Here is a 20543-nt window from a genome sequence, read left to right on the forward strand (position 1 = left end):
AAAAAAGGATATGATAATACTGTTTGGTTCTAAAAATAATTATTTTTTTTTATTTATTTAAAAATCATTTTATTTAAAAATTTATAGAAATATAAGAGAATAGTGATATAAGAATTGATTAAGTACATCATAGATAACTACGATGTTATTTACATGTATAAAACCTTAAGTAGCAATTCTATGGAAAAATTCCTTCAATATGATGGTACATTGTCCTTAGCAGATTGTGTGTCCCTAGAAATCATGGAAATGCACCAAGTTAATAGTATAGTTTCTTTTGATTCTGATTTCGATAAAGTTAAAAATCTCAACTGGATCCATTAATTTTCAATTAATTATTCACCATGGCAGTGTACTAAATCTTGGAGTTACAACCACATCATCATGTAATGGAGAAATCATTATCTTCTTGTTCAATATCAAAATACAACAGACCCATCTCCATACATACTGATAAATGCAACTGCACTGAGTAGGTCTTTATTTAATTGTTCGTTCCTGTTCATTTAAGTGAACCTTATCAGCTTAGGAATGGGACATATCGAAGTAGTAAGAATGTTATTATTTAACCCGTTTATTAAATGTTTAAATTTTTCTAATTTTTTATTTAAAAAAAAAATGGGGGAAAAAAATTTTAGTGTGTGGTTATTTCTTTATTCTGGGTATTATTGATCCGCCAAGAACCATCAGAATTGCTAGTATTAATCCAGCTATTGGTACACCTGTATTTTGCATGGCTATTTTATTTGTTGTTTCTGCGTTTACAATATTTGTGGAGTTATTTCCTGTATTTTTTCCATGATTGTTTTGTACATTGATTGTTTGTTTTTGTACATTAACTGTTTGTGATGCAAATAGGCTTGTGTTCTGGTTGAATTCGTTTATAGCAGTTATCATAGCAACGTTTGTCACATGTTTACCGACTACAGAAGCTGTAGGGGTAACAAAGAGTCTTAAAGTTGCACTGGCACCATTTACTAATGTTCCAACGTTCCATATACCGGTTCCACTGTTGTAGGTACCTTGGCTTGCTGTGTAACTGTTAAAGGTTAAACCAGCAGGTATTTTATCGGTAACTTTTACACCAGTAGCAGTATCTGGACCATGATTAGTTGTGGTTATTGTGTAGTGGAACTGATGACCCACTTTAGGTGAGATGTTACTTGCGGTTTTAGTTAAAACCACATTAACTACATGAGTTGCAGGCACAACTACTACTGCATTTACTGTTTGGCCTGTGCTTGTAGCAGTATTTGTCACTGTTGTTCCGGCTACAGAAAGTGTAGGGGTAACAAACAGTTGTAATATTGCACTTGCACCATTTACTAATGTTCCAACATTCCATATTCCAGTAGCACTGTTATAGGTACCCTGACTTGCTGTGTAACTATTAAAGGTTAAACCAGCAGGTATTATATCGGTAACCTGAACACCATTCGCGGTATCTGGACCATTATTAGTCGCAGTTATGATATAATGGAACTGCTGACCTACAATAGGTACAAGATTACTTGCAGTTTTGGTCAATGTCACATTAGATACTGGAGTTGTTGGTACAACTACTGCTGCATTTACCGTTTGTCCTGGGCTTGTTGCAGTGTTAGTTACAGTTGTTCCGGCTACAGAAGCTGTAGGGGTAACAAACAGTTGTAGTACTGCACTTGCACCATTTAATAGAGTTCCAACATTCCATATTCCTGTTCCACTGTTGTAGGTTCCCTGACTTGCTGTGTAACTGTTAAAGGTTAAACCAACAGGTATTTTATCGGTAACCTGTACACCAGTAGCGGTATCTGGACCATTATTAGTTGCAGTTATGGTATACTGGAATTGCTGACCTACGGTAGGTGCGAGATTGCTTGCAGTTTTGGTCAATGTCACATTAGATACTGGAGTTGTGGGTACAACTACTGCTGCACTTGCATTTTGACCTACGGTAGTTGCAGTGTTATTTACTGTTGTTCCAGCTACAGAGTTTGTAGGAGTTACAAACAGTTGTAATATTGCACTTGCACCATTTAATAGAGTTCCAACGTTCCATATTCCAGTACCACTGTTGTAAGTACCCTGACTTGCTGTGTAACTATTAAAGGTTAAACCAGCAGGTATTATATCGGTTACCTGAACACCGGTAGCGGTATTTGGACCGTTATTGGTTGCAGTTACCACGTAGTGGAATTGTTGACCTACATTAGGTGCGAGATTGCTTGCAGTTTTAGTTAATACCACAGCTACAGGAGCTGCAGGTATTGATACTGTTGCATTACCAGTTGCGTTTGTGTTTATTAGTGTTGCATTTTTAGTTACGAGTGTACCTGCAACACTATTTGTAGGAGTTACAAACAGTTGTAGTACTGCACTGGCACCGCTAGCAAGGGTTCCAACGTTCCATATTTCAGTTGCATGGTCGTAAGTACCCTGACTTGCTGTAGAACTGTTAAATGTTAAGCCATCAGGTATTCCATCTGTCACTTGTACATCAGTTGCGTTGTCTGGACCATTATTAGTCACAATTATGGTGTAATGGAACTGTTGACCCACATTAGGTGAACTGTTACTGGCTGTAACTGTTATACCCATGGTATAATTCAAAAAGTTTGATGTATCCACTGTTCCAACAACATCTCCGGGTGCTGGGCCGGTAACGAATCCCCACCAATTACGCATAGCATCTACTGTTCCAGTGTTATTGATGAAACTGACGGATATTACGTTGGTGTTTGCTGTTAACACTTCATTGTTGACGATGTCTCTACCTGTTGTTGCATGGTTGCCTACAAGAGCGTTGTCGGTTGTTGTTGCAGCGGCCGCATTGTTTAAGGTAGTACGTGTGAGGGTGTTCTGAGTTACAGTTGATGTTGCATCGTTGAAGATAGCTCCACCATTCAATGCAGAGTTACCTGCCATTGTGTTGAATCTAGCTGTTATTGTTGCGTCATTATTTATGGTATAGTCCGTGAATGTGGTATCAGTTGCAGATGTTCTTGCGCCGTTATAGATAGCTCCACCATTAATATTTGCAGTGTTGCCTATTAGTGCGCTATTAGTTACTGTCACTGTTCCACTGTTAAGTGCTGTTGTACCTGTTGTGGCAGTACCTGTGAGTGTGCTGAAGCCAGCTGTATTAAAGCTTGCAAGGTTACTAATGGCTCCTCCATTATTTGCCTTGTTACCTGTAAATGTGCTGCCTGATATTGTTGCTGTTCCACCATTTTGTGTTATAACGGTACGTGTAAGTGTGCTACTGTTGACGTTAAATGTTGCATCATTTGCAATGGCTCCACCATTTTGTGTTGCGGTGTTATTAGCAAATACACTGTTTACTACATTTAATGTTCCACCATTTTGTGTTATGGTAAAGTCAGTGAGGGTAGTACTGGTGGTTATATTTATAGATCCGGCATTGTATATGGCTCCACCATTCAGTGCCTTGTTACCTGTAAATGTACTGTTGTTTACTGTTAATGTTCCACCATTCTTTGTTACGGTTTGGCTAGTATGTGTTACTGCATCGTAGTTTAAACTTCCATCGTTGTAGATGGCTCCACCATTTTGTGTTGCGGTGTTATCCTGGAATGTGCAGTTGTTTACTATTAATGTTCCATTGTTGTAGATTGCTCCACCTGAAGTTCCTTTACCATTTTTGAGTATTAAATTTTGTAGGTTGACTGTTACGCCGTTGCTGATTAGGAATATTGTTCCGAGATTTTGTCCGTCTATAGTGGCAAAGCCGTTGCTAAATACATTGAAATTTAGATCTTTATTAATTACGAGACCATGTTCCTGGAAGGTTGCTCCATTTTCGAGCATTATTGTATCCCCAGCATTAGCAACTGTAATTGCTGATGCGATTGATGGATAAACAAATCCTACAGGATTTCCTCCACGTGCAACAGGAGCTCCGTTTCTATAGATCTGTGGGTCGGATTGTTTTTGATTCTTTTTAGTATTTAAAGAATTTGATGTTTTATTAGTTTTGGTTTTGGATTGGACAGTTGTCTGTGAATTAACAGCTTGTCCGGTTGTAGATACTGTTACATTGTGTGATGGAACTATTGCATTGTTTGATGTTCCATTTGCAGCTGCAACGTCGTTAACTGTGAATGATAACACTAACGCCAAGGTTAAAAGCAGAAATGGAACCATGATTTTAGCTTTATTATCTGTAATTGATTTGAAATTGTTTTCTTTTGTAATTGTTTGTTTTCTAATCTTTTTCACCTCCTTTATGCTCGTTCATTGTGTATGAAATAACCATAAATTAAAAAGTAATATTGAATAATGTGTGAAAGAGTTATCCTGTAATAAAATATCCACATAATAGGGGGGTTATTTATTTTTAAAAAAAATTTTGTGAAAACATTATTAGCTGTTTTTACCGTAAAACACTGAATTTCACCGTATAGTAACCTATTATATTCACATCCTTATAAATATTCCATTATATTTTGTGATAATATCACCAAACAAATCGATAATTAAACAAAAACAGTTGAAAACTAATTGAGAAAAAAAATAATTAAATTAGAAGCATGTGAGAGACTTACCTAGCCCATCATCAAGAACGACTTTTGGTACTGTTTTGTCGATTTTGTAGTTCGGATGTACATTGTGATTTCATACCTGCTAATCAATAGCTAAATATTTTAACACCATTGTAGCTGTTATGGTAAGTGGTTTTGGTGGATTCTGTGCTTTTAATGGTTGGTGTAATTCCATTTATATATATTCTTTAAATCCAAAAAATGAAGCACAAAAAGACTTTAATCGACTAAGGCCAAATATTGGGTATTTGCAATTATTTATATCTCCAATATACTAGTTGCTATAGATGGAGTCTATGAACCATAGGTTTTATTTAAAGCTATCTTGTTTTATTATGTTACCGTACATTATTTAATAGGTTTGATGCAAAGAACATCATTTAATCATAGGTTAAGTTAATTTAAGATAGGCCTAAGTAATAGAAAAAATAAAAATCCAGTAAGCGATCGATCACGAGAGACATAAAAACAAATTTGGATTTTAATTAATAAAAATAGAAGGAAATTTTTATTTGGTTTTGAATTTGAAAGTGTAAGTTGCAATTAGGTTGTTGCCGGCGTAGTCTTTGATTGCTTTGGCAGGTATTGATACTTGATACCAGTTGTAAGCTATTCTAGTATTAGTCATTTTAATGTATAAAGTGTTCCCTGAGATTGATTTGGTTATTGTAACATATTTACCAGTTGTAAGGTTTTTAATTGTAATATTATTGAAATATGTGCTTGCTTTGATATTTTCACTGAATTTAATGACTATAGTGGAAGTTCTGCTCACACCCGTTTTCAGGTTTGTTGGTGTTGTTGATGAGACTTTAGGAGGGATTTTGTCTATCGTGTAAGTCTTTGTGTAAATTGGTGATTTGTTACCAGCTAAATCTACTGCTAAATATTTCAAAATCTTAGTAGAACTTATTGTTATTGGTCCGGCATATTTCATACTTGCAGTAGTAGGTGTTGTTCCAGTTAAGGTATAATATATTGTACCATTTTCAGTCATTGAAAGACTAACAATTTTAGTTGTATTATATAATCCACCATTAATGCTAGCTTTTGCTGTTGGTGCGATTTTGTCTATAGTATAAGTTTGTGAGTAAGTTGGTGATTTATTACCTTCCAGACCCACTGCAAAATATTTCAGGATTGTTGTTTTGGTAATGGTTATTGGTGTACTATATTTAGAGCTAGATGTGGAGGGATTACTTCCATCGAGTGTATAGTAAATCTTTTCTGTTTTGCTATAGTTTATTGTAACAATTTTTGTTGAATTATACAGACCTGCTTTAAGACTTGTTGTTGGTGTTTGTTCAACTATTAAACTTTTTGTGTAGTTGCTTGCTGCAAAAAATGTGTCCTGTTGGAATTGTGCTAGTAGGTTGTAGGTGCCATTGTTTTGTATTATGGTGTAAGGTAGTGTTGCTATTCCATTATTATTTGTTAATGCATTGCCTATGATGTTTTCATTAACACTGAATTGTATAGTTTTGCCTTGGAGTGGTATTTTGATATTTGTGTCGGTTAGTGTTGCGATTAGGTTTACATTGTCTCCTTTAAATCCGATTATATGGTTTACAGTGATTGTTGTTGGTCCAAGAGGTACTATTATTGATATGGTTTGATTATTGTTGTTTGAATTTTGGTCGGTTGTTATGGGGTTGTAGATTGCTTTATTTGTTAGGGTTATGTTTGGTGTGTTGGCTTTGACTATTATGTGGAGAATTGTTGTTTGTCCGCTTTTTAATGTTCCGATTGTCCATATTCCAGTATTAAGGTCGAGTTTTCCTGCACTGTCATCTGATATGTATGTTAAGTAGTTATTGCTTGTCCATTCGTTAATAGTCACGTTTTCTGCTGTATTGGGTCCGTTGTTTTTTGCTGTTATTGTTAAAGTGATGTTGTAATTGTAGTTAGGAGCATAATTAGATGCTGTGTTATTAATTTGAATATCAGCTTCTGGTTGGATAGTTGCGGTTGCAGTAGCATATCCATTTGAGGTTGATAGATTATCAAATTTTGATCCGATTGTTGGGATATTTATTGGAGCTGTAGCTGATTGTTGGTACAGATCATTAATTGTTATACAATTTATTCCACTTTTAGCTATGTAATCGATTATATTCTTGAAGTTACAGGTTAAATAATCGTATTCATCGGGATTAAAATTTACTATATTGTGGAATAAGATAACAACGGTTGAATCAGAAGCCATTGCATTATCTACATAACCTTCTACACTTGATACTGGAGTGGTATTAACTAGGGTGTAAGCTGGAATCTGATACAAATTTAATCCATTAAAGTTTTCTATAGGATTGCCTAATGTTGTACGTCCTGTACGAATGCCCAATTCGTTCATGATATCATAAACATCTTGGTTCGAATATCCACCAGGATATGCTAGATCGTAGGCCCCTCTACTTAATCCGTTTCTTATTAAAAAATTTATTTGTTCTGATATTTCATTATAAATCTCTTGATCAGAAACATCTGTGAGCTTGACATGGTCATATGCGTGATTAGCTATGATCCATCCTGCTGCATCCATTTCTAGTAGATTAGAGATTGTCAATACATCATCTTGTCCACTATTATAACCGTTTATATAGGCAGTACCCACTATTCCTTTAGATTGCATATATTTAAAAGCAATATCGTATTGTGCCAAATTTCCATCGTCAAAAACAATTAAACATTTAGGTTCCATATTATCATGACCATATGGGTTGTACACATCCTGTGATATTTCTGTGATGGTGTTATTAATATTAGAATGTTTTGTAATTTGGCCGTATATTGCAAGTAAATATGTAGCGTTTGAAGGTAGTTTAATGCTCCATATACCTGTTGAAGTATTGTAAGATCCGTCTTTAACCCATGATATTCCATTATCGGCACTGACATAATAAGTACCGTTAGGTGTGAATCCTGAGGAGTTAGATTGGTATTTTACATTAGAAGAGTCAGGTCCATTGTTAGTTGTGGTTGTTACAGCGTAAACCCAATCTAAATAATTTAAATTATGAATAGCAGAACCATTTAAAGATGTTCTAAACTCTTCTTTCAGTCGGATTATTGCAGCTTTCGGTACATTTAAGGTTGCATTTGCTGATGGATATGGATCTGGACTGTAAGCATCCTGGGAAATTTCGTTTACGGTGTTAGTTATATTACCTGTCTGGTTAATGTAGCCTAAAATTGCAATTTGGTAAGTATCACCACTTGAAATATCATAGGTTCCAAGACCCGTGGTCACGTTAAAATTGTTATCCCATGTCCAACCCGAGCCATTATTGAATCTTACATATCCATTCCATCCTATTTTTGGGTTGTAATAGATGAATCCGTTTGATTCGATGTTTTCTATTGTTACATTAGTATCTCTTGGACCATCATTTGTTATGTTGATAGTAGTCCAAACCCAATTACAATAATTGGAATGGTTTGTTACATTTCCCGGATTTGGAAATCCCTGGCTGTATGCCTCTCTAAAATCGTTAGTAATATTGATACTTGCTGTTTCATATGAAGAACTTTGTTTAAGAAGTGTTTTAGAAGATTTTGAAACATTATTATCAAAATTAGCAGTGTCTGGATTGTTTTGAATATCAGTTGTATTATATCCCGATGTTTGGTCTGTTGTGTTAACAGCAGATGCACCGGTCATAGTATACATTAAAATAGCCATAAAACAGATTACTATTAATACAAACTTAGGAATTACCATCTTGCTATCATCTTTCTAAAATATTTTCCACTAACCCCAACGGATCCTTTTAGTTTTTTGTCTAACCATTCTCCGGATTCTAATAATTTTTTTTCAAATTTGTGTTTCTGGAGTGCTTTTTCAATACTTTCGTGGAGTTCTTCTTCTTTGTATGGTTTAATAATGTAATCAAAGGGTTTTGTGATATTGGCACGTTTAATCGTTTCCTCATCACTGTAGGCTGTAAGGTAAATTATTGGAACGTCCATACTGTTATTTATTTCCCAGACAGCGTCTATTCCGTCACCATCGCCTTTTAAAACAATATCCATTAAAATAAGATCGGGTTTTATTTCTTTAGCCTTTTTAATAGCTTCTTTTTTAGAAAAAACAGATGTGGAAACGTCATATCCCCAGAACTTCAGTGTTCGCTGCAGTCCCATAGCAGAAAGGCCCTCATCCTCAACAATTAATATCGTAGCAACTGACACAATAATCTCAACTCCTTATGATTATATTCAAAATTTTTTCCATTTATTGTTATTATCAAAATTTTTATTGATACAATAAATAATAAAAATTTTAAGATATTCCCATCCTCATACAATTAAATCACAATATGTTACAAGTAATATATAATTTGTTCTAAATATCCCTACATCCAATTATATTTGTGAAAACTGTCACAATGACTCGAAGTATAATACTGAAATTTTTATATTAAAAATCTTAATAAAAATGTTAAGAAATTGTTACTATTAGTTCGTTATATTAATTGAGCGTTAACATTTAAACCTATTCCTACTTAAAGACATTAATTAGATACTTTTGATTTTAGTGAAGTTCTTATAATAAAATCATAAGCCAATTATTATTGGAGAATTTATTTTATTCTTCAGATATTATTTTAATAACATCATTAACTTATAATACCGTAATATATTGCATTAAATTGCAATATGTCAATAATAAACCTCATCCTTTCTTATTTTCTAAATGAATATTAATTAGGAAAATTTTTTAATAAACTTCGTTATTCCCGAATAGGGTTTACCATAACTTCGCTATATTTTTTTCAAGCCACATATTCAGTAGATTAAGCCTTATTAAGATATGGATTCTATGATTAATTTTTAGACATGTTGACAGTTCTTTTGAATTTTTGTAATGATAAGTATTATTTAGAATTTATTACATAATGTGAAAAAGGTCACAAAGTCCTTGTTTTTATTTAAAAACCTTCCTATCTTGTTGTAATAACATGTTATAATTAATATAAAAATAATAATGTGATAATAATTAAAAAAACTTTGGGGGTATAATATGAAAAAAAAGTTTTTAATAGTGTTAATTGCTACATTTTTAGTTTTTATAGTAATTGGCGCAGCATCAGCAGCAAAAAACACCACATCAGTAACTCCAATAACCGTAACATCATCATCCTCTATTAGCGGTCACTACATCGTCTACCAAAAACGTGTTGGAACTAACGAAAACAACTATGATATCCACAAGAAAAATCTAATCAACGGTCAAATAACAACAGTAACAAACACAGTTGCAAATGAAATCAATCCAGATATTTCTGGCAATATTGTAGTCTGGCAATCCAAGACAGGAAATGGTAAATGGCAAATCTGGTGGAAAAATACAAGCTCATCTAAGGCAGCAGCAATAGTACGTGCAACACCAAGTAATGATCAGATAAATCCAAGAATATCCGGAACTAGGATAGTATGGCAATATTACTATGGCTCTGGATCAGCAGCTAATGGACATCAACCAAATTACGACATAAGAGGATATGACTTGGCAACAAACAGCTATCGTGCAAGTATAGCCTCCACTTCAATGGATCAGGAGCTGCCAGACATACATGGAAATACAGTCGTATACCAGGAATATATTAATACGGGAACTTGGCATTGGCGTGTTAAAAAAACAAATTTCATCTCTAATCCTAATTCCGGTTCAAGTATTACTCTAAGTCTCCAGAACCAAACTCATCCAAGAATTTCTTCATACAACAAGGTTGTATGGTCGGAATATAATCCTCTCAAAGGATCCAATATTTGGTGTAGTCCGAATCCGAATTTACGCGACGGATTTTGGGTATCAGAAAACAATAAAACGCAAATAAACCCAGATATATGTGGAAACAAAGTTGTGTGGATGCAAAAGCAGACTGATGGAACTTCTAAATATGATATCTATATGAAAGATCTATCAAGTACTAATCCTGCTAAACCCGTAGTCACCAACACAGCAACCCAGAACGAACCTGCTATTGGCGAAGACTCGTATGGAATATTTGTATCATGGACCGACACTAGAAATGGATATAACCAAGTTCTCTTTAGAAATATGGATATCACATCACCCCACATAATCTCAACCACACCAGCAAATCTTCAGATGGGTTTTAGCAGAATAACTACTATTGCTATTAAATTCTCTGAAAATATCAAAAGCAGCACTTACTACAATTATATCACCATCAAAAATCTCGCCACCAATACTTATGTATCTATAACCAAATCCATCTCAGGCAATACACTCTTCATTAGTACCACAGCTACTAGAAGTGCTAGCACATGGTATCAAGTCACCATACATAAAGCTGCAATCAAAGACTACGCCGGAAATAACTTACTCGCAAGTTACACCTTCAAATTCAGAACAAGACTATAAAAATATTAATTTTTTTCTTTTTTTAGAATCAGTTTACTTATCATGTTTTTTCATCTTTCCTAGTTAACAGAATATCAACTACATTCATTCTTTTTAATCTACAGAACCATTAAAACTTGATATTTCTTTCTTTTTTCAGAAAACAGAATTAAGATCCTATAATTTCAATTCCAGCCCATTAATTTCTAACTTTTACCTCGCGTTAAGCCCAAATAGGGTTTACCACGACTTTGATATAATTTTTCAAATCAAAAAATTTAGGTAGATATTGATGAGTACTGATCCTAAATATTTTTATATTTACATTTGGTTATTTCAGAAGAAAATCTGATAGTTTTGACGCCTTATCCTGTGCAGATATATGATTAAAATTTAGTGTAATTAATAATTTCAAATTTCCCAACGTTTATTTAATGTGAGTGACATAATTTATTTTATAGAACTAGTGAAAGATATAACATTTAATTGATTAATTTTAATGCATTATATCCGATTGATGTGAAGAATTATTCTTTAGATGATTATTTTCTTAAAATAGGCATTATTTGAATGTTTAAATTTTCTGAATGGAGATATTTATATTCAAAAAAAATCTTGTTTGTTAATTAAATCAAATATAACTTCATTAGTCAACTATAAATGTTAATAACAAATGAATTGTCTCAAAAAAAATTGGAAGTGTAATATATGAGTATGTTTGGAAATTACGGAAATGATAATAGAAATGATGGAGGAAATGATGCGCCTATCAAAGAAGGCGGAGAATATGATGTTAAAATTGACGATACGGGTAGGGATGGAGACGGAATTGCTCGTGTAGATGGATTTGTAGTTTTTGTTTCAGGTGCCAAACTCGGCGACGAAGTAAAAATAAGGGTCAACTCCGTAAGAAGAAACTTTGGCTTTGCGGATATAGTAGAATAAATATCTAAAAATCTTTTTTCTATTTCATCAACAGATTTTAATTGCAAAATTAATTATAAATACTTCAATATTTTTTTGAAACATTAAAACTTGATATTTCTTTCTTTTTTCAAGAAACTGAATTCAGATCCTATAATTTCAATTCAAGCCCATTGATGTCTAGCTTTTACTTCGTTAAGCCCGAATATAGTGAAGTAAAAATGGCTATTTGCTGTAAATAAGTTAATATCTCCATTTAAATTGGAGATACAATTAAATTAGGGTTAAGTGAGTTGGTTAGCCGGATACTTGAACTTCTATCTTGTGTAGTAATATGTTTTATGCCGGGATTATCCCTCGATGTTTTTCTTTATTCTTGTTATGTGCTTCAGGAGTATATCTGGGGTAAGATATAACAATGTTGATACTAGTTACTTGAATTATATTCAAAAGTATTACAAGTTAGAGAATTTAGTTGATATTTAGGGTAGATTAGTGGGTAAAATTGACGTAAGTATGACAATATTCAGGCAAAAATAGCCTATTTTACCAAGTTTGAATAGGGTTTTTCCCTGTTTTTTTTAAGCATTTTAATTATATTTTATAAGATTTAGCAGATTTAAATCATTATTTCAGCTGAAAACAGTTGTATTTTCCTGTTATTTAGATTATATGATACGTTATAGTATTTAATGAGTTTATAAAGTTTTATTATTCTATAAATTTGTCAAAGTTTATGGACGCGCTATTGTGGGAGTAATAAGTGTAATAATATTATTGAATTAATTATGATATTTAATGTTTTTCCATCTAAGAAGTGTTAGTAAATAGTTCCTTTTAGGTTTTTATTTAGTAATATTATGTATTTTGGATTTTGAATGGTTTTTGTTATTCTATAATCTAGACGGAGGTTATTATGTCGATTTTATATAAATATTACAACTAATAATACAAATACGATTATAAATAATAATCCTATAATATAATATATATGTTACATTTTATTTTATAAATTTAATTGTACCTAATCATATTAATAATATAATATATATGTTACATTTAAATATCATAAACTTTTATAATATTATATTATGAAGTATCAAAAAGAGGATATTCTTAATGATCAAGTTTTCAAAAATTTTCTAGATCATAAAAATATAGATAATAATAATACTATAATACAATATGAAACAAGAATAAAATCATACTGTAACTTTACAGAGAAAACAACAACTGAATTAATAGATGAAGCAATAGAAGAACAAAATAATAGTGTAAAGTCTAATGATAGAAAAGTTAATAAATATTTACAAGATTTTATAAATAAATTAACGAAAAAAAGTAAATCAGAAAATACTATTAAAGCATACTATGACACAATAAAAGCATTATATTACGATAATGATATTGAACTTCAAAAAATAGAATTTACATTTAATAAAAATGTTCAAAATACTTTTGAAGAATTACCTAATAAGGAACATATACTTAAAGCTCTTAAATATTGTAATTTAAGAGATAAAGCTATTATTCTTTTACAATTTTCTAGTGGATTGAGTGCTGCTGAAATACGGCATTTAACATATGGTCAATTTTTCATTGCAATTAAGGAATATATCAATTTTAATAATAATGAGATATTTAATATTGATAAAATATACCGTCAACTTAAAAATAAAGATAATATCATAGGAATTTGGAATTCATATGAGTCAAACACTGATATTGATTATTTAACATTTAATTCATCTGAGAGTAACAAAGCAATTATAGATTATCTATTAGAACGTAACAATAAAAAACCTATCACATCATTTAATGAACCGTTATTCATTGCTAATGGAAATAAAATTGGAGAACATACATTATCAGCTATATATCGAAGAATTAATCAGAGAGCAGGTTTAGGATCACGTAATGAAAAACGAAATTTTTTAACATCCAATATTCCACGTAAAATGTTCCAGAGAGCATTACTAGAATGTGATGTTGAATATTTAGCTATTGAATTAATGTTAGGCCATAAGATAGATAATATAAAATTAGCTTACTATAAAAATAACCCTGAAATACTTAAAAAGGAATATCTTAAAGGTCTCAGAAATATTACATTAGAAGAAGTAGAAATAGTAACAACAGATAGATATGATAACATAATCCTGGAGTTAAAGATCGAAAAGGATGAAAGAATAAAACTAGAAAATCGAATAAAAAAACTAGAAGATGAGAAACAAAACTCTAAAAATATAAAAAATCCTGATTTTTATAATAGTATAAAGGATAACTTCGAAAAATATAGGGACATCAATTTTTTTAAGAATATTAAAAAACCACGATGAAATGAAAAATTTTGAATGTTCACAATATCCGGTTTTTGCAGTTCTTCCCATATTTTCTCGTCTTTACCCGTATCAATTAAACGCTCACGGAAAGCCCAGACCGTATAACGGTGGCGTAATTACTTAGCAGAAGAACTCGTTTAATCTGAAGAACCAACGGTCATATGGTTCTTATTTTTTCACTCTTCAACTCTATTAATTTCAGCTAAAGTATCGAAATGCTTATCAAAACTTAGGATTTCATGGATATTAACATTTTTCATTGCAACATAAGTCACACAATCGTTGAAACCAATTTTGTTATCATGATATCGTTCTAAAATGACTAAAGCATCTTTTATGTCTTTTGTAGTCACAGCATAAATTTTGATATTTGGTGCTGTGACTACAAAATCTAAAATTTCTTTTGCAGCTTGATGGCTTAACCAGCTTTCTAAGATGTTGGCTACTTCAAAGATTTGTGCAGTAGTAATTATTACTTTTAAACTGCCAGTTTGCAAATTCTTAATAATTTCCATTGATTTTTGCTTAATTTCGCTATCTCTTTGTGTAAGATTCTCTTTAGGCTTTAAAAAAGCATGGATAAGAACATTACTATCCAAAAATTTTTCTTTCATGTCATAAGTTCTCCTAACCTATTTATGAAGGCCTTTTTTTATATAACTCTCTTTTAACATCGTTCCAATTATCATAATCTGATTCGATGTCTATTTCGAGTGAATTAAAGTACTTTGTTATATCCGCAGGTTCATGGCTCTTTACAACTATTTCATCATCTGTAACTTGTAAAAGAACTACAGAACTATTTTTAAGGTGTTTGTCTCTCCATTTTTTAGGAATGACAATACGTCCTTGTTCATCAACCTGTTTTAATACTTCCTTCCCTATGTTTCTCATTTCTTTTCTCCTCTTTCTCGTCCAATCTTTTCATTTCTTTTCTAATTGTATTCTAATATCCCATTTTTATTTTTTTCCTTTTCTCGTCAATGTTATTATTATAATCATGGTATATAAATATAATGGTATTAAATATTTCTACCATTTTTTTAAAATCCCATAAATTATATAATCCTATTGAAATTTTTCAAGAACCTATATAATTATTAATAAATAATAGTTGAAGGATTATAAAAAATATTGTGAAATTTTATATACTATGAAATTACAATGTATCATGAGGGATATGATGGTCACAGAAACAAAAATTTCAAAAGGATTCCAAACAGTAGTACCTTCGAACATAAGAAAAATGTTTAAAGTAGGTCCAGGGGATATTGTAGAATGGAAAACTAATAAAAATAATAGAGTTGAAGTCTTTTTCCGTAAAAAAATAACTATAAACGATGTTTTAGGTATGATCGATGGTCCTAAGACTGATGCTGTAGAAATGAAGAAAAGAATTCAAAGAGGCGAAAAAATTTGATATTTGCAGATTCATCTTTTTTTATTGCCCTTTTAAATAAAAAAGACCAATGGCATAAGGATATTCCTAAAGTATTGCCTCAAATTGGTAAAGTGAAAAAAATAACATCTATTCTTGTACTTTCTGAAACAGTAACCCTGGTAGGAAGTTTAAGCGGAGGCAAAGCAGGTGTTTTGATATATGAATACATCATAGATAACTATGAAGTTGTTTACATGGATAAAACATTAAGTAACAATGCTATGGAAAAATTCATTCAATATGATGGTACATTGTCCTTAGCAGATTGTGTGTCCCTTGAAATCATGGAAATGCACCAAGTTAATAGTATAGTTTCTTTTGATTCTGATTTCGATAAAGTTAAAAATCTCAACAGGATCCATTAATTTTCGATTAAATTATAGTTCAACAGGGCCCATGTACTAAATCTTGAAGTATACAACAACATTCATCATGTAATGGGAAAATCATATCTTCTTGTTCAATATCAAAAATCAACAGACCCCATCTCCATAAATACTGATAAATGCAACTTCACCTAGTAGGTCTTTATTTAATTGTTCGTTCTGTTTATTTAAGTAAATTTTATCATCTTGAAGGTTTTTATACTAGATTCGTACTCATCGAGTTGGTCCTTTATAACTCTTCTTTTCATTTTCTAAAGTTTCACAATCTTAAGTACCTTAACATGTTCAACTTAGTCATACCCACACTTTAGTGAGTTTGTATTTAACTTTTTTTTCCTGGAATAATTTCAAAATAGTATCCACATGAGCTGCATCAATTAGGAAAGTGGCCCTTCCCATCTTCTTACCATGTTCTTGTACTATCCCTTTTCCTTCACTTAAATATTCTTTCCCTTTATGGACTGATTTTACTTGGTAACCATAGATCTTCCTTTTCACATACATCTTATCCTTGGCAGGCATATCACTGAAATTATAAGATATGAATGCTGCAGGTTTCAGGTTTTCTTTTTGGCCCAATATTAACTCTGGACGAGCGTATAAAACTATTCCATCTTTAGTTACTTCCCATAGGAAGTCAGAATCTAAGTCTTCATTTTTATTCATAAATACAAAAGTAAAAGGGTTTTCCATGTTGAGGTTTTTTTCTATTTCTCCCGCGATTTTATGTACCAAATTTACTTCTTCCCCCAGTTCAGGGTCATGTTTAGCATTAAAAAGAAGTAAAATATCGATATCGCTTTTTTTATGCATTTCTCCTCGAGCTGCCGATCCGAATAATACAGCTTCATCAAGGGTTTTTATTTCTCCAAGTTTCTGTGCTAATCCAAAAGCAGATTCTTTAATATTCATCTTTCCAACCTTCAATTATATTCAATATTCCCATAACTTCCTTTATAGTATCTCCATTGCCTTTTCCACCATACCATCTACCATGCCTTATGGTTTCTAATTTGGAAAATAAATCAGCTATTTCATCTTCATCTCTTTCACGTAGAAATCTGATAAGGCCGTTGTGGATATCTTGATGCGTTCCGAACTTCATTTCGGAACCAAATGAAATATAATGTAAAGTACAGCCATAAGTCAGTTCAACTATCGCACTAGTATTTTTTTCATCCTTTTCCAGCGAATTTATACTTGATCTTATTTCATTTGCCTTTTTCAAATGCCCTTCTCTCTTCATTAGAAAACCTCTGTTATATTGATATAGAATTATTAATATATACAATTTTCTGTGTCCATATAACATAATCTTTTAATGTTATATGGATACATAATTCCAGTTTTAGAGCTAATTCTGTTATCTTATAACTATAATTTTTAAGAAATTATCGTTTATAATACAGATTACCTAACAAAAACCAGTACCCAATGTGACATAAAATCCTAAATGTAAAACATGATATATAATCAAAGTTTTCAATATCATCCCAATGTGTAATTTTCCAATTATATTATATTAATTCAACTAGTATAGACCAAAAAAGTGCCAATTGACTTTGAAAATGGAGAGGATAAAGCATATGCTGATGATTTAAGAAATAGTGCCCAATAATCTGAAGCAATACAATAAAGTAATAGTCGAGTTAAATTTTCATAAAAATTATACTTATTAATAATTAAAATTTGACTTCGTTAAATCGTGCTATAACGAAGTAAAACTCCTATTAATAGTATTTAAGTTATTATCAAGCATTAAAACTAGAAATACACGCATATTAATTTTAATTGGATAGATTGCATGATCCTTGAACCTCTATATGTTTAAATTAATATTTTGTATGAATAAATATACAGTAAGTAATACTTATTATTTTTTTAAATAACATATAAGGAACATATTTGAATAAATTTTTTCAGATCCAATAATTTATGAAAATTTCTATTTACTTGATTTTTTTTGTTTGATTTTTTTATAAATTTTTTTGTGAGAATTTTTGAGATTTTTTGACTCTTTTTTTGTGAATTTTCTTTTTTTTCTATTTATTTTCTCTATTTTTTCCATTTTTTTGTTAGCGTTCGCTAGGTTGTGTTTTTTTGTTTGATGGTGTTTAGTTGTAGGAGGTTGTAGCAGAAGCAGGTGAAGATGTTTTTGGTGTGTGTTCGTAGTGTTGTGGTGACTTTTACGTGGCCGTTGTGGAATATGTTTTTGATTACAGCGTATGGTCGTTCTCCTGGTGCTCTTTTGCGTGTTATGCGTTTATTTCGGTGTTTTTCTTTTTTATTTAGTGGGTGGTCGCGTGTTGCGCGGTTCATGGTGGCGTTGTGACCTTTACATGGTGCTCCGAAGTATCCTCGGTCTCGGTATGAAACTTCATCAGGTTTTGTTAGGTCTATTTGACTATCATGAACTGATGCTGGTGTTGTTTCTATTTATCTTATTAATTGGTGGTCTATATCCATTTTGCTGTGTAGTTTGTAGCCATAATAGGATTTTCCATTTTTCTTAACCCAATCGCAGTCTTTATTTCGTCGTGTTTTCGCACTAGGTCCACGAGGTTCATCTACTTTTTTATGGCCTGGCTCTGAAGTTATGAAGGTTGCATCTTGTATAACCCCTTCTTTAACCTTCAATCCCTTGGTATCTATCTGTCGTTGCAGTTCTTCCCATATTTTCTCGTCTTTACAGTATCAATTAAACGCTCTTTGAACGCCCAGACCGTGAAACGGTCTGGGATTCTTTCAGGAAACCCTAAAAACTTTCTGAAAGATATACGGTCAGTAGCTTGTCTTTCCAGCTCAGGATCCGATAAACCATACCACGATTGTAAAACCAACATCTTCATCATAACTATTTCATCATTAGGCCTACCACCCTGTTCGGTATGATTATCATACATTTCCCTAATTATTAGCCTAAACACTTCCCAATCAATAAGAGGATCAATCTCACCCAACTTATCACCAAGCTGTTCCACAAGCGCATACTTTTTCTTCATGAAATAATCATTAAATGACTTCATAATACTCCTATGTACATAATAACATATAAACAAATCCTATACAACAATTCAAACACCAAAACGAACTAAAAACAAAAACAATCAAAAAAAAGTAAGGTTTATAGAAATTTTCTTTTATATAGAATTCTAAGGAATCCCGGTGCGGCGGTGCCATAATGAAAATACTTAGTGTTTGTATTTCTCTTCCAAATGAAAGTGCTGCTTGGTGGAGAATCTCTAATATTGCAAAATTATTACAAAATAATGGCCATGAAGTAGAATTCGTTTTTTATGTTAGTAAAAATACCTTTAGAAAAATTGATTCAAATAAAATAAAAATTCCTTTTAAGTATTCCATAATCCAAGTAAACTTCATAAACATCCATTTTAAACACTTAATATTCATTTTAAAAAAACGATATGATCTTGTTTATTCTAATTTACAATCTGCAGCTTTTTGTTCTATTCTAACAAAATTCACGGGCATACCAATGGTTTTTGATATGCATGGAGATGTAGGAAATTTAGAAGAATTCTTAGAATATGATCTTAATACGAAAGAAAAATCTATAACGAATTTATTAAAGTATGTAATAAATAGAATTGTTGACTATTCTTCAATAAAATTTTCAGATAAAATAATTTGTGTATCAAAAAAAAATGATAATGTATTTAGAAGAAAAAGGCACATCTAATGAAAAATTAGTGTATTTAACAAATGGAATTTCTCAAGATAAAGCAAAAAAAACATAATAGAATATATCTAAGAAAAAAGTTAGGAATAAATGAAAAATTGGTTTTTGGATATATAGGAAATTTTCAAAAATGGCAAGGAATTGAAAAATTTGTAATAGCCGCTGAAACAATTGAAGATGATCAGATAGCTTTCATTATTGTAGGAAGTGAAAAAAAAAGAACTTACTAACAAAATTTATTATTTTCCAAAATTAGAAAGATCTGAAATATATGATTATTATTCAATTTGTGATGTTTTAGTTCTTCCCCGTCCGCATAGTATTGCTACTGAAATTGCTGCACCAACGAAATTTGCAGAATATTGTTCTATGAAAAAACCTATATTAACTTCTAATGTGGGTGATGCAGCAGATTTAATAAAAAGATATAATTGCGGAATTGTTGTAGAGAATAATGATCCAGAAAAGTTATTAGAAGGTATACTCAAATTTAAGAATATTAATAATAATGATCTAAAAAGGATGATTAAAGGATCAGAAGAATTATCTAAAAACGAATTTGATTGGAATAATATTAAAGATGATTTTTTAGATGCTATTAATTCTCTCAAACCTAGCCCATAAGTTATTTATATTACAAACGAAGAATAGGCTAATATGGATTTAAACAGCTAACAACATTCCATATAATGGACTAAAAAATATTATATTTGCGGAGATAAGAACTATTTTATTAGCAGAAATCTCCATATGGAGGCAACCCCTCTATAAACCCATATAAACTTTAGTTCAAATATAAAACTGAAATAAAAGGTAAATTTATGACCTAACTATTC

The 20543-nt window shown here is 31.5% G+C and carries 16 protein-coding genes and 1 pseudogene; 9 read left to right on the forward strand and 8 right to left on the reverse strand.

From position 1 onward, the window contains the following. Window positions 1-114 precede the first annotated feature (114 nt). On the forward strand, window positions 115-324 hold the full coding sequence (locus DL91_RS13625; RefSeq protein WP_156096052.1) for a hypothetical protein: 210 nt from the start codon (window positions 115-117) through the stop codon (window positions 322-324). Between the two features lie 321 nt (window positions 325-645). Here DL91_RS13625 and DL91_RS07660 read toward each other — a convergent pair whose 3' ends face one another. From DL91_RS07660 to DL91_RS07670, 3 genes are all read right to left on the reverse strand, one after another. Continuing rightward, window positions 646-4221, reverse strand: coding sequence for a DUF11 domain-containing protein (locus DL91_RS07660; protein WP_048190947.1), 3576 nt, complete (start codon window positions 4219-4221; stop codon window positions 646-648). An 831-nt stretch (window positions 4222-5052) separates the two neighbouring features. Then, window positions 5053-8265 (reverse strand): chitobiase/beta-hexosaminidase C-terminal domain-containing protein, encoded by a 3213-nt coding sequence (locus tag DL91_RS07665; protein WP_048190948.1) that lies wholly within the window; start codon window positions 8263-8265, stop codon window positions 5053-5055. Beyond that, window positions 8259-8735 carry a response regulator gene (locus DL91_RS07670; protein WP_052374304.1) on the reverse strand — a complete coding sequence of 159 codons (477 nt, stop codon included), beginning with the start codon at window positions 8733-8735 and terminating at the stop codon, window positions 8259-8261. The genes DL91_RS07665 and DL91_RS07670 overlap by 7 nt, the downstream gene beginning before the upstream one ends. A gap of 832 nt (window positions 8736-9567) precedes the next feature. Here DL91_RS07670 and DL91_RS07675 point away from each other — a divergent pair. The 3 genes from DL91_RS07675 (at window position 9568) to DL91_RS07685 (ending at window position 14177) form a co-directional block, all read left to right on the forward strand. After that, window positions 9568-10935: an Ig-like domain-containing protein gene (locus DL91_RS07675; protein WP_048190949.1), complete on the forward strand. Its 1368-nt coding sequence runs from the start codon at window positions 9568-9570 to the stop codon at window positions 10933-10935. Window positions 10936-11628: 693 nt separating this feature from the next. Next, entirely contained in the window at window positions 11629-11859 is a 231-nt protein-coding gene (locus tag DL91_RS07680; RefSeq protein ID WP_048192616.1) for a TRAM domain-containing protein, read from the forward strand. A gap of 1070 nt (window positions 11860-12929) precedes the next feature. Next, on the forward strand, window positions 12930-14177 hold the full coding sequence (locus tag DL91_RS07685) for a site-specific integrase (RefSeq protein WP_048190950.1): 1248 nt from the start codon (window positions 12930-12932) through the stop codon (window positions 14175-14177). Window positions 14178-14356: 179 nt separating this feature from the next. On the opposite strand, the gene DL91_RS07690 is transcribed toward DL91_RS07685, so the two are convergent. Together DL91_RS07690 and DL91_RS07695 are read right to left on the reverse strand one after the other, a co-directional pair. After that, entirely contained in the window at window positions 14357-14794 is a 438-nt protein-coding gene (locus tag DL91_RS07690; protein ID WP_048190951.1) for a type II toxin-antitoxin system VapC family toxin, read from the reverse strand. A gap of 22 nt (window positions 14795-14816) precedes the next feature. Continuing rightward, window positions 14817-15074, reverse strand: coding sequence for an AbrB/MazE/SpoVT family DNA-binding domain-containing protein (locus tag DL91_RS07695; protein ID WP_048190952.1), 258 nt, complete (start codon window positions 15072-15074; stop codon window positions 14817-14819). Window positions 15075-15363: 289 nt separating this feature from the next. Between DL91_RS07695 and DL91_RS07700 the strand changes: the two genes are divergently transcribed. Both DL91_RS07700 and DL91_RS07705 read left to right on the forward strand, forming a co-directional pair. Further along, on the forward strand, window positions 15364-15600 hold the full coding sequence (locus DL91_RS07700) for an AbrB/MazE/SpoVT family DNA-binding domain-containing protein (protein WP_156096054.1): 237 nt from the start codon (window positions 15364-15366) through the stop codon (window positions 15598-15600). Further along, a complete protein-coding gene (locus tag DL91_RS07705; RefSeq protein ID WP_048190953.1) occupies window positions 15597-15986 on the forward strand; it encodes a type II toxin-antitoxin system VapC family toxin in 390 nt (129 codons plus the stop codon). Before DL91_RS07700 ends, DL91_RS07705 begins: the two co-directional genes overlap by 4 nt. A 315-nt stretch (window positions 15987-16301) precedes the next feature. Here the strand turns inward: DL91_RS07705 and DL91_RS07710 are convergent, their stop codons facing one another. The 3 genes and pseudogenes from DL91_RS07710 to DL91_RS07720 all read right to left on the reverse strand — a co-directional run bounded on the left by DL91_RS07710 (window position 16302) and on the right by DL91_RS07720 (window position 19033). Then, the gene (locus tag DL91_RS07710) at window positions 16302-16919 is read right to left on the reverse strand and encodes a nucleotidyltransferase domain-containing protein (protein WP_048190954.1); all 618 of its coding nucleotides are present in this window, start codon (window positions 16917-16919) and stop codon (window positions 16302-16304) included. After that, on the reverse strand, window positions 16909-17253 hold the full coding sequence (locus DL91_RS07715; protein WP_048190955.1) for a hypothetical protein: 345 nt from the start codon (window positions 17251-17253) through the stop codon (window positions 16909-16911). Before DL91_RS07715 ends, DL91_RS07710 begins: the two co-directional genes overlap by 11 nt. Before the next feature lie 839 nt (window positions 17254-18092). Continuing rightward, window positions 18093-19033: pseudogene (locus DL91_RS07720) on the reverse strand (IS5 family transposase). Window positions 19034-19188: 155 nt separating this feature from the next. Here DL91_RS07720 and DL91_RS07725 point away from each other — a divergent pair. From DL91_RS07725 to DL91_RS07735, 3 genes are read left to right on the forward strand one after another with little or no spacing between them, the layout of a single operon-like run. Beyond that, a complete protein-coding gene (locus DL91_RS07725) occupies window positions 19189-19707 on the forward strand; it encodes a glycosyltransferase (RefSeq protein ID WP_048190956.1) in 519 nt (172 codons plus the stop codon). 23 nt (window positions 19708-19730) lie between these two features. Continuing rightward, window positions 19731-19937, forward strand: a complete 207-nt coding sequence (locus tag DL91_RS14235) for a hypothetical protein (RefSeq protein WP_048190957.1) — start codon at window positions 19731-19733, stop codon at window positions 19935-19937. Then, entirely contained in the window at window positions 19915-20331 is a 417-nt protein-coding gene (locus tag DL91_RS07735; RefSeq protein ID WP_048190958.1) for a glycosyltransferase, read from the forward strand. The genes DL91_RS14235 and DL91_RS07735 overlap by 23 nt, the downstream gene beginning before the upstream one ends. Window positions 20332-20543 lie beyond the last annotated feature (212 nt).

This window comes from Methanobacterium sp. SMA-27 (assembly GCF_000744455.1).
GTDB lineage: Archaea > Methanobacteriota > Methanobacteria > Methanobacteriales > Methanobacteriaceae > Methanobacterium_B.

Excerpts from the sequence above, each read along its gene's own strand:
- DL91_RS14235 (WP_048190957.1), top strand. The coding sequence starts at position 19,731 with ATGGAATTTCTCAAGATAAAGCAAAAAAAACATAATAGAATATATCTA.
- DL91_RS07710 (WP_048190954.1), bottom strand. The coding sequence starts at position 16,919 with ATGAATATTAAAGAATCTGCTTTTGGATTAGCACAGAAACTTGGAGAA.
- DL91_RS07685 (WP_048190950.1), top strand. The coding sequence starts at position 12,930 with ATGAAGTATCAAAAAGAGGATATTCTTAATGATCAAGTTTTCAAAAAT.
- DL91_RS07700 (WP_156096054.1), top strand. The coding sequence starts at position 15,364 with ATGGTCACAGAAACAAAAATTTCAAAAGGATTCCAAACAGTAGTACCT.
- DL91_RS07665 (WP_048190948.1), bottom strand. The coding sequence starts at position 8,265 with ATGGTAATTCCTAAGTTTGTATTAATAGTAATCTGTTTTATGGCTATT.
- DL91_RS07690 (WP_048190951.1), bottom strand. The coding sequence starts at position 14,794 with ATGAAAGAAAAATTTTTGGATAGTAATGTTCTTATCCATGCTTTTTTA.
- DL91_RS07680 (WP_048192616.1), top strand. The coding sequence starts at position 11,629 with ATGTTTGGAAATTACGGAAATGATAATAGAAATGATGGAGGAAATGAT.
- DL91_RS07675 (WP_048190949.1), top strand. The coding sequence starts at position 9,568 with ATGAAAAAAAAGTTTTTAATAGTGTTAATTGCTACATTTTTAGTTTTT.
- DL91_RS07715 (WP_048190955.1), bottom strand. The coding sequence starts at position 17,253 with ATGAAGAGAGAAGGGCATTTGAAAAAGGCAAATGAAATAAGATCAAGT.
- DL91_RS07725 (WP_048190956.1), top strand. The coding sequence starts at position 19,189 with ATGAAAATACTTAGTGTTTGTATTTCTCTTCCAAATGAAAGTGCTGCT.
- DL91_RS07695 (WP_048190952.1), bottom strand. The coding sequence starts at position 15,074 with ATGAGAAACATAGGGAAGGAAGTATTAAAACAGGTTGATGAACAAGGA.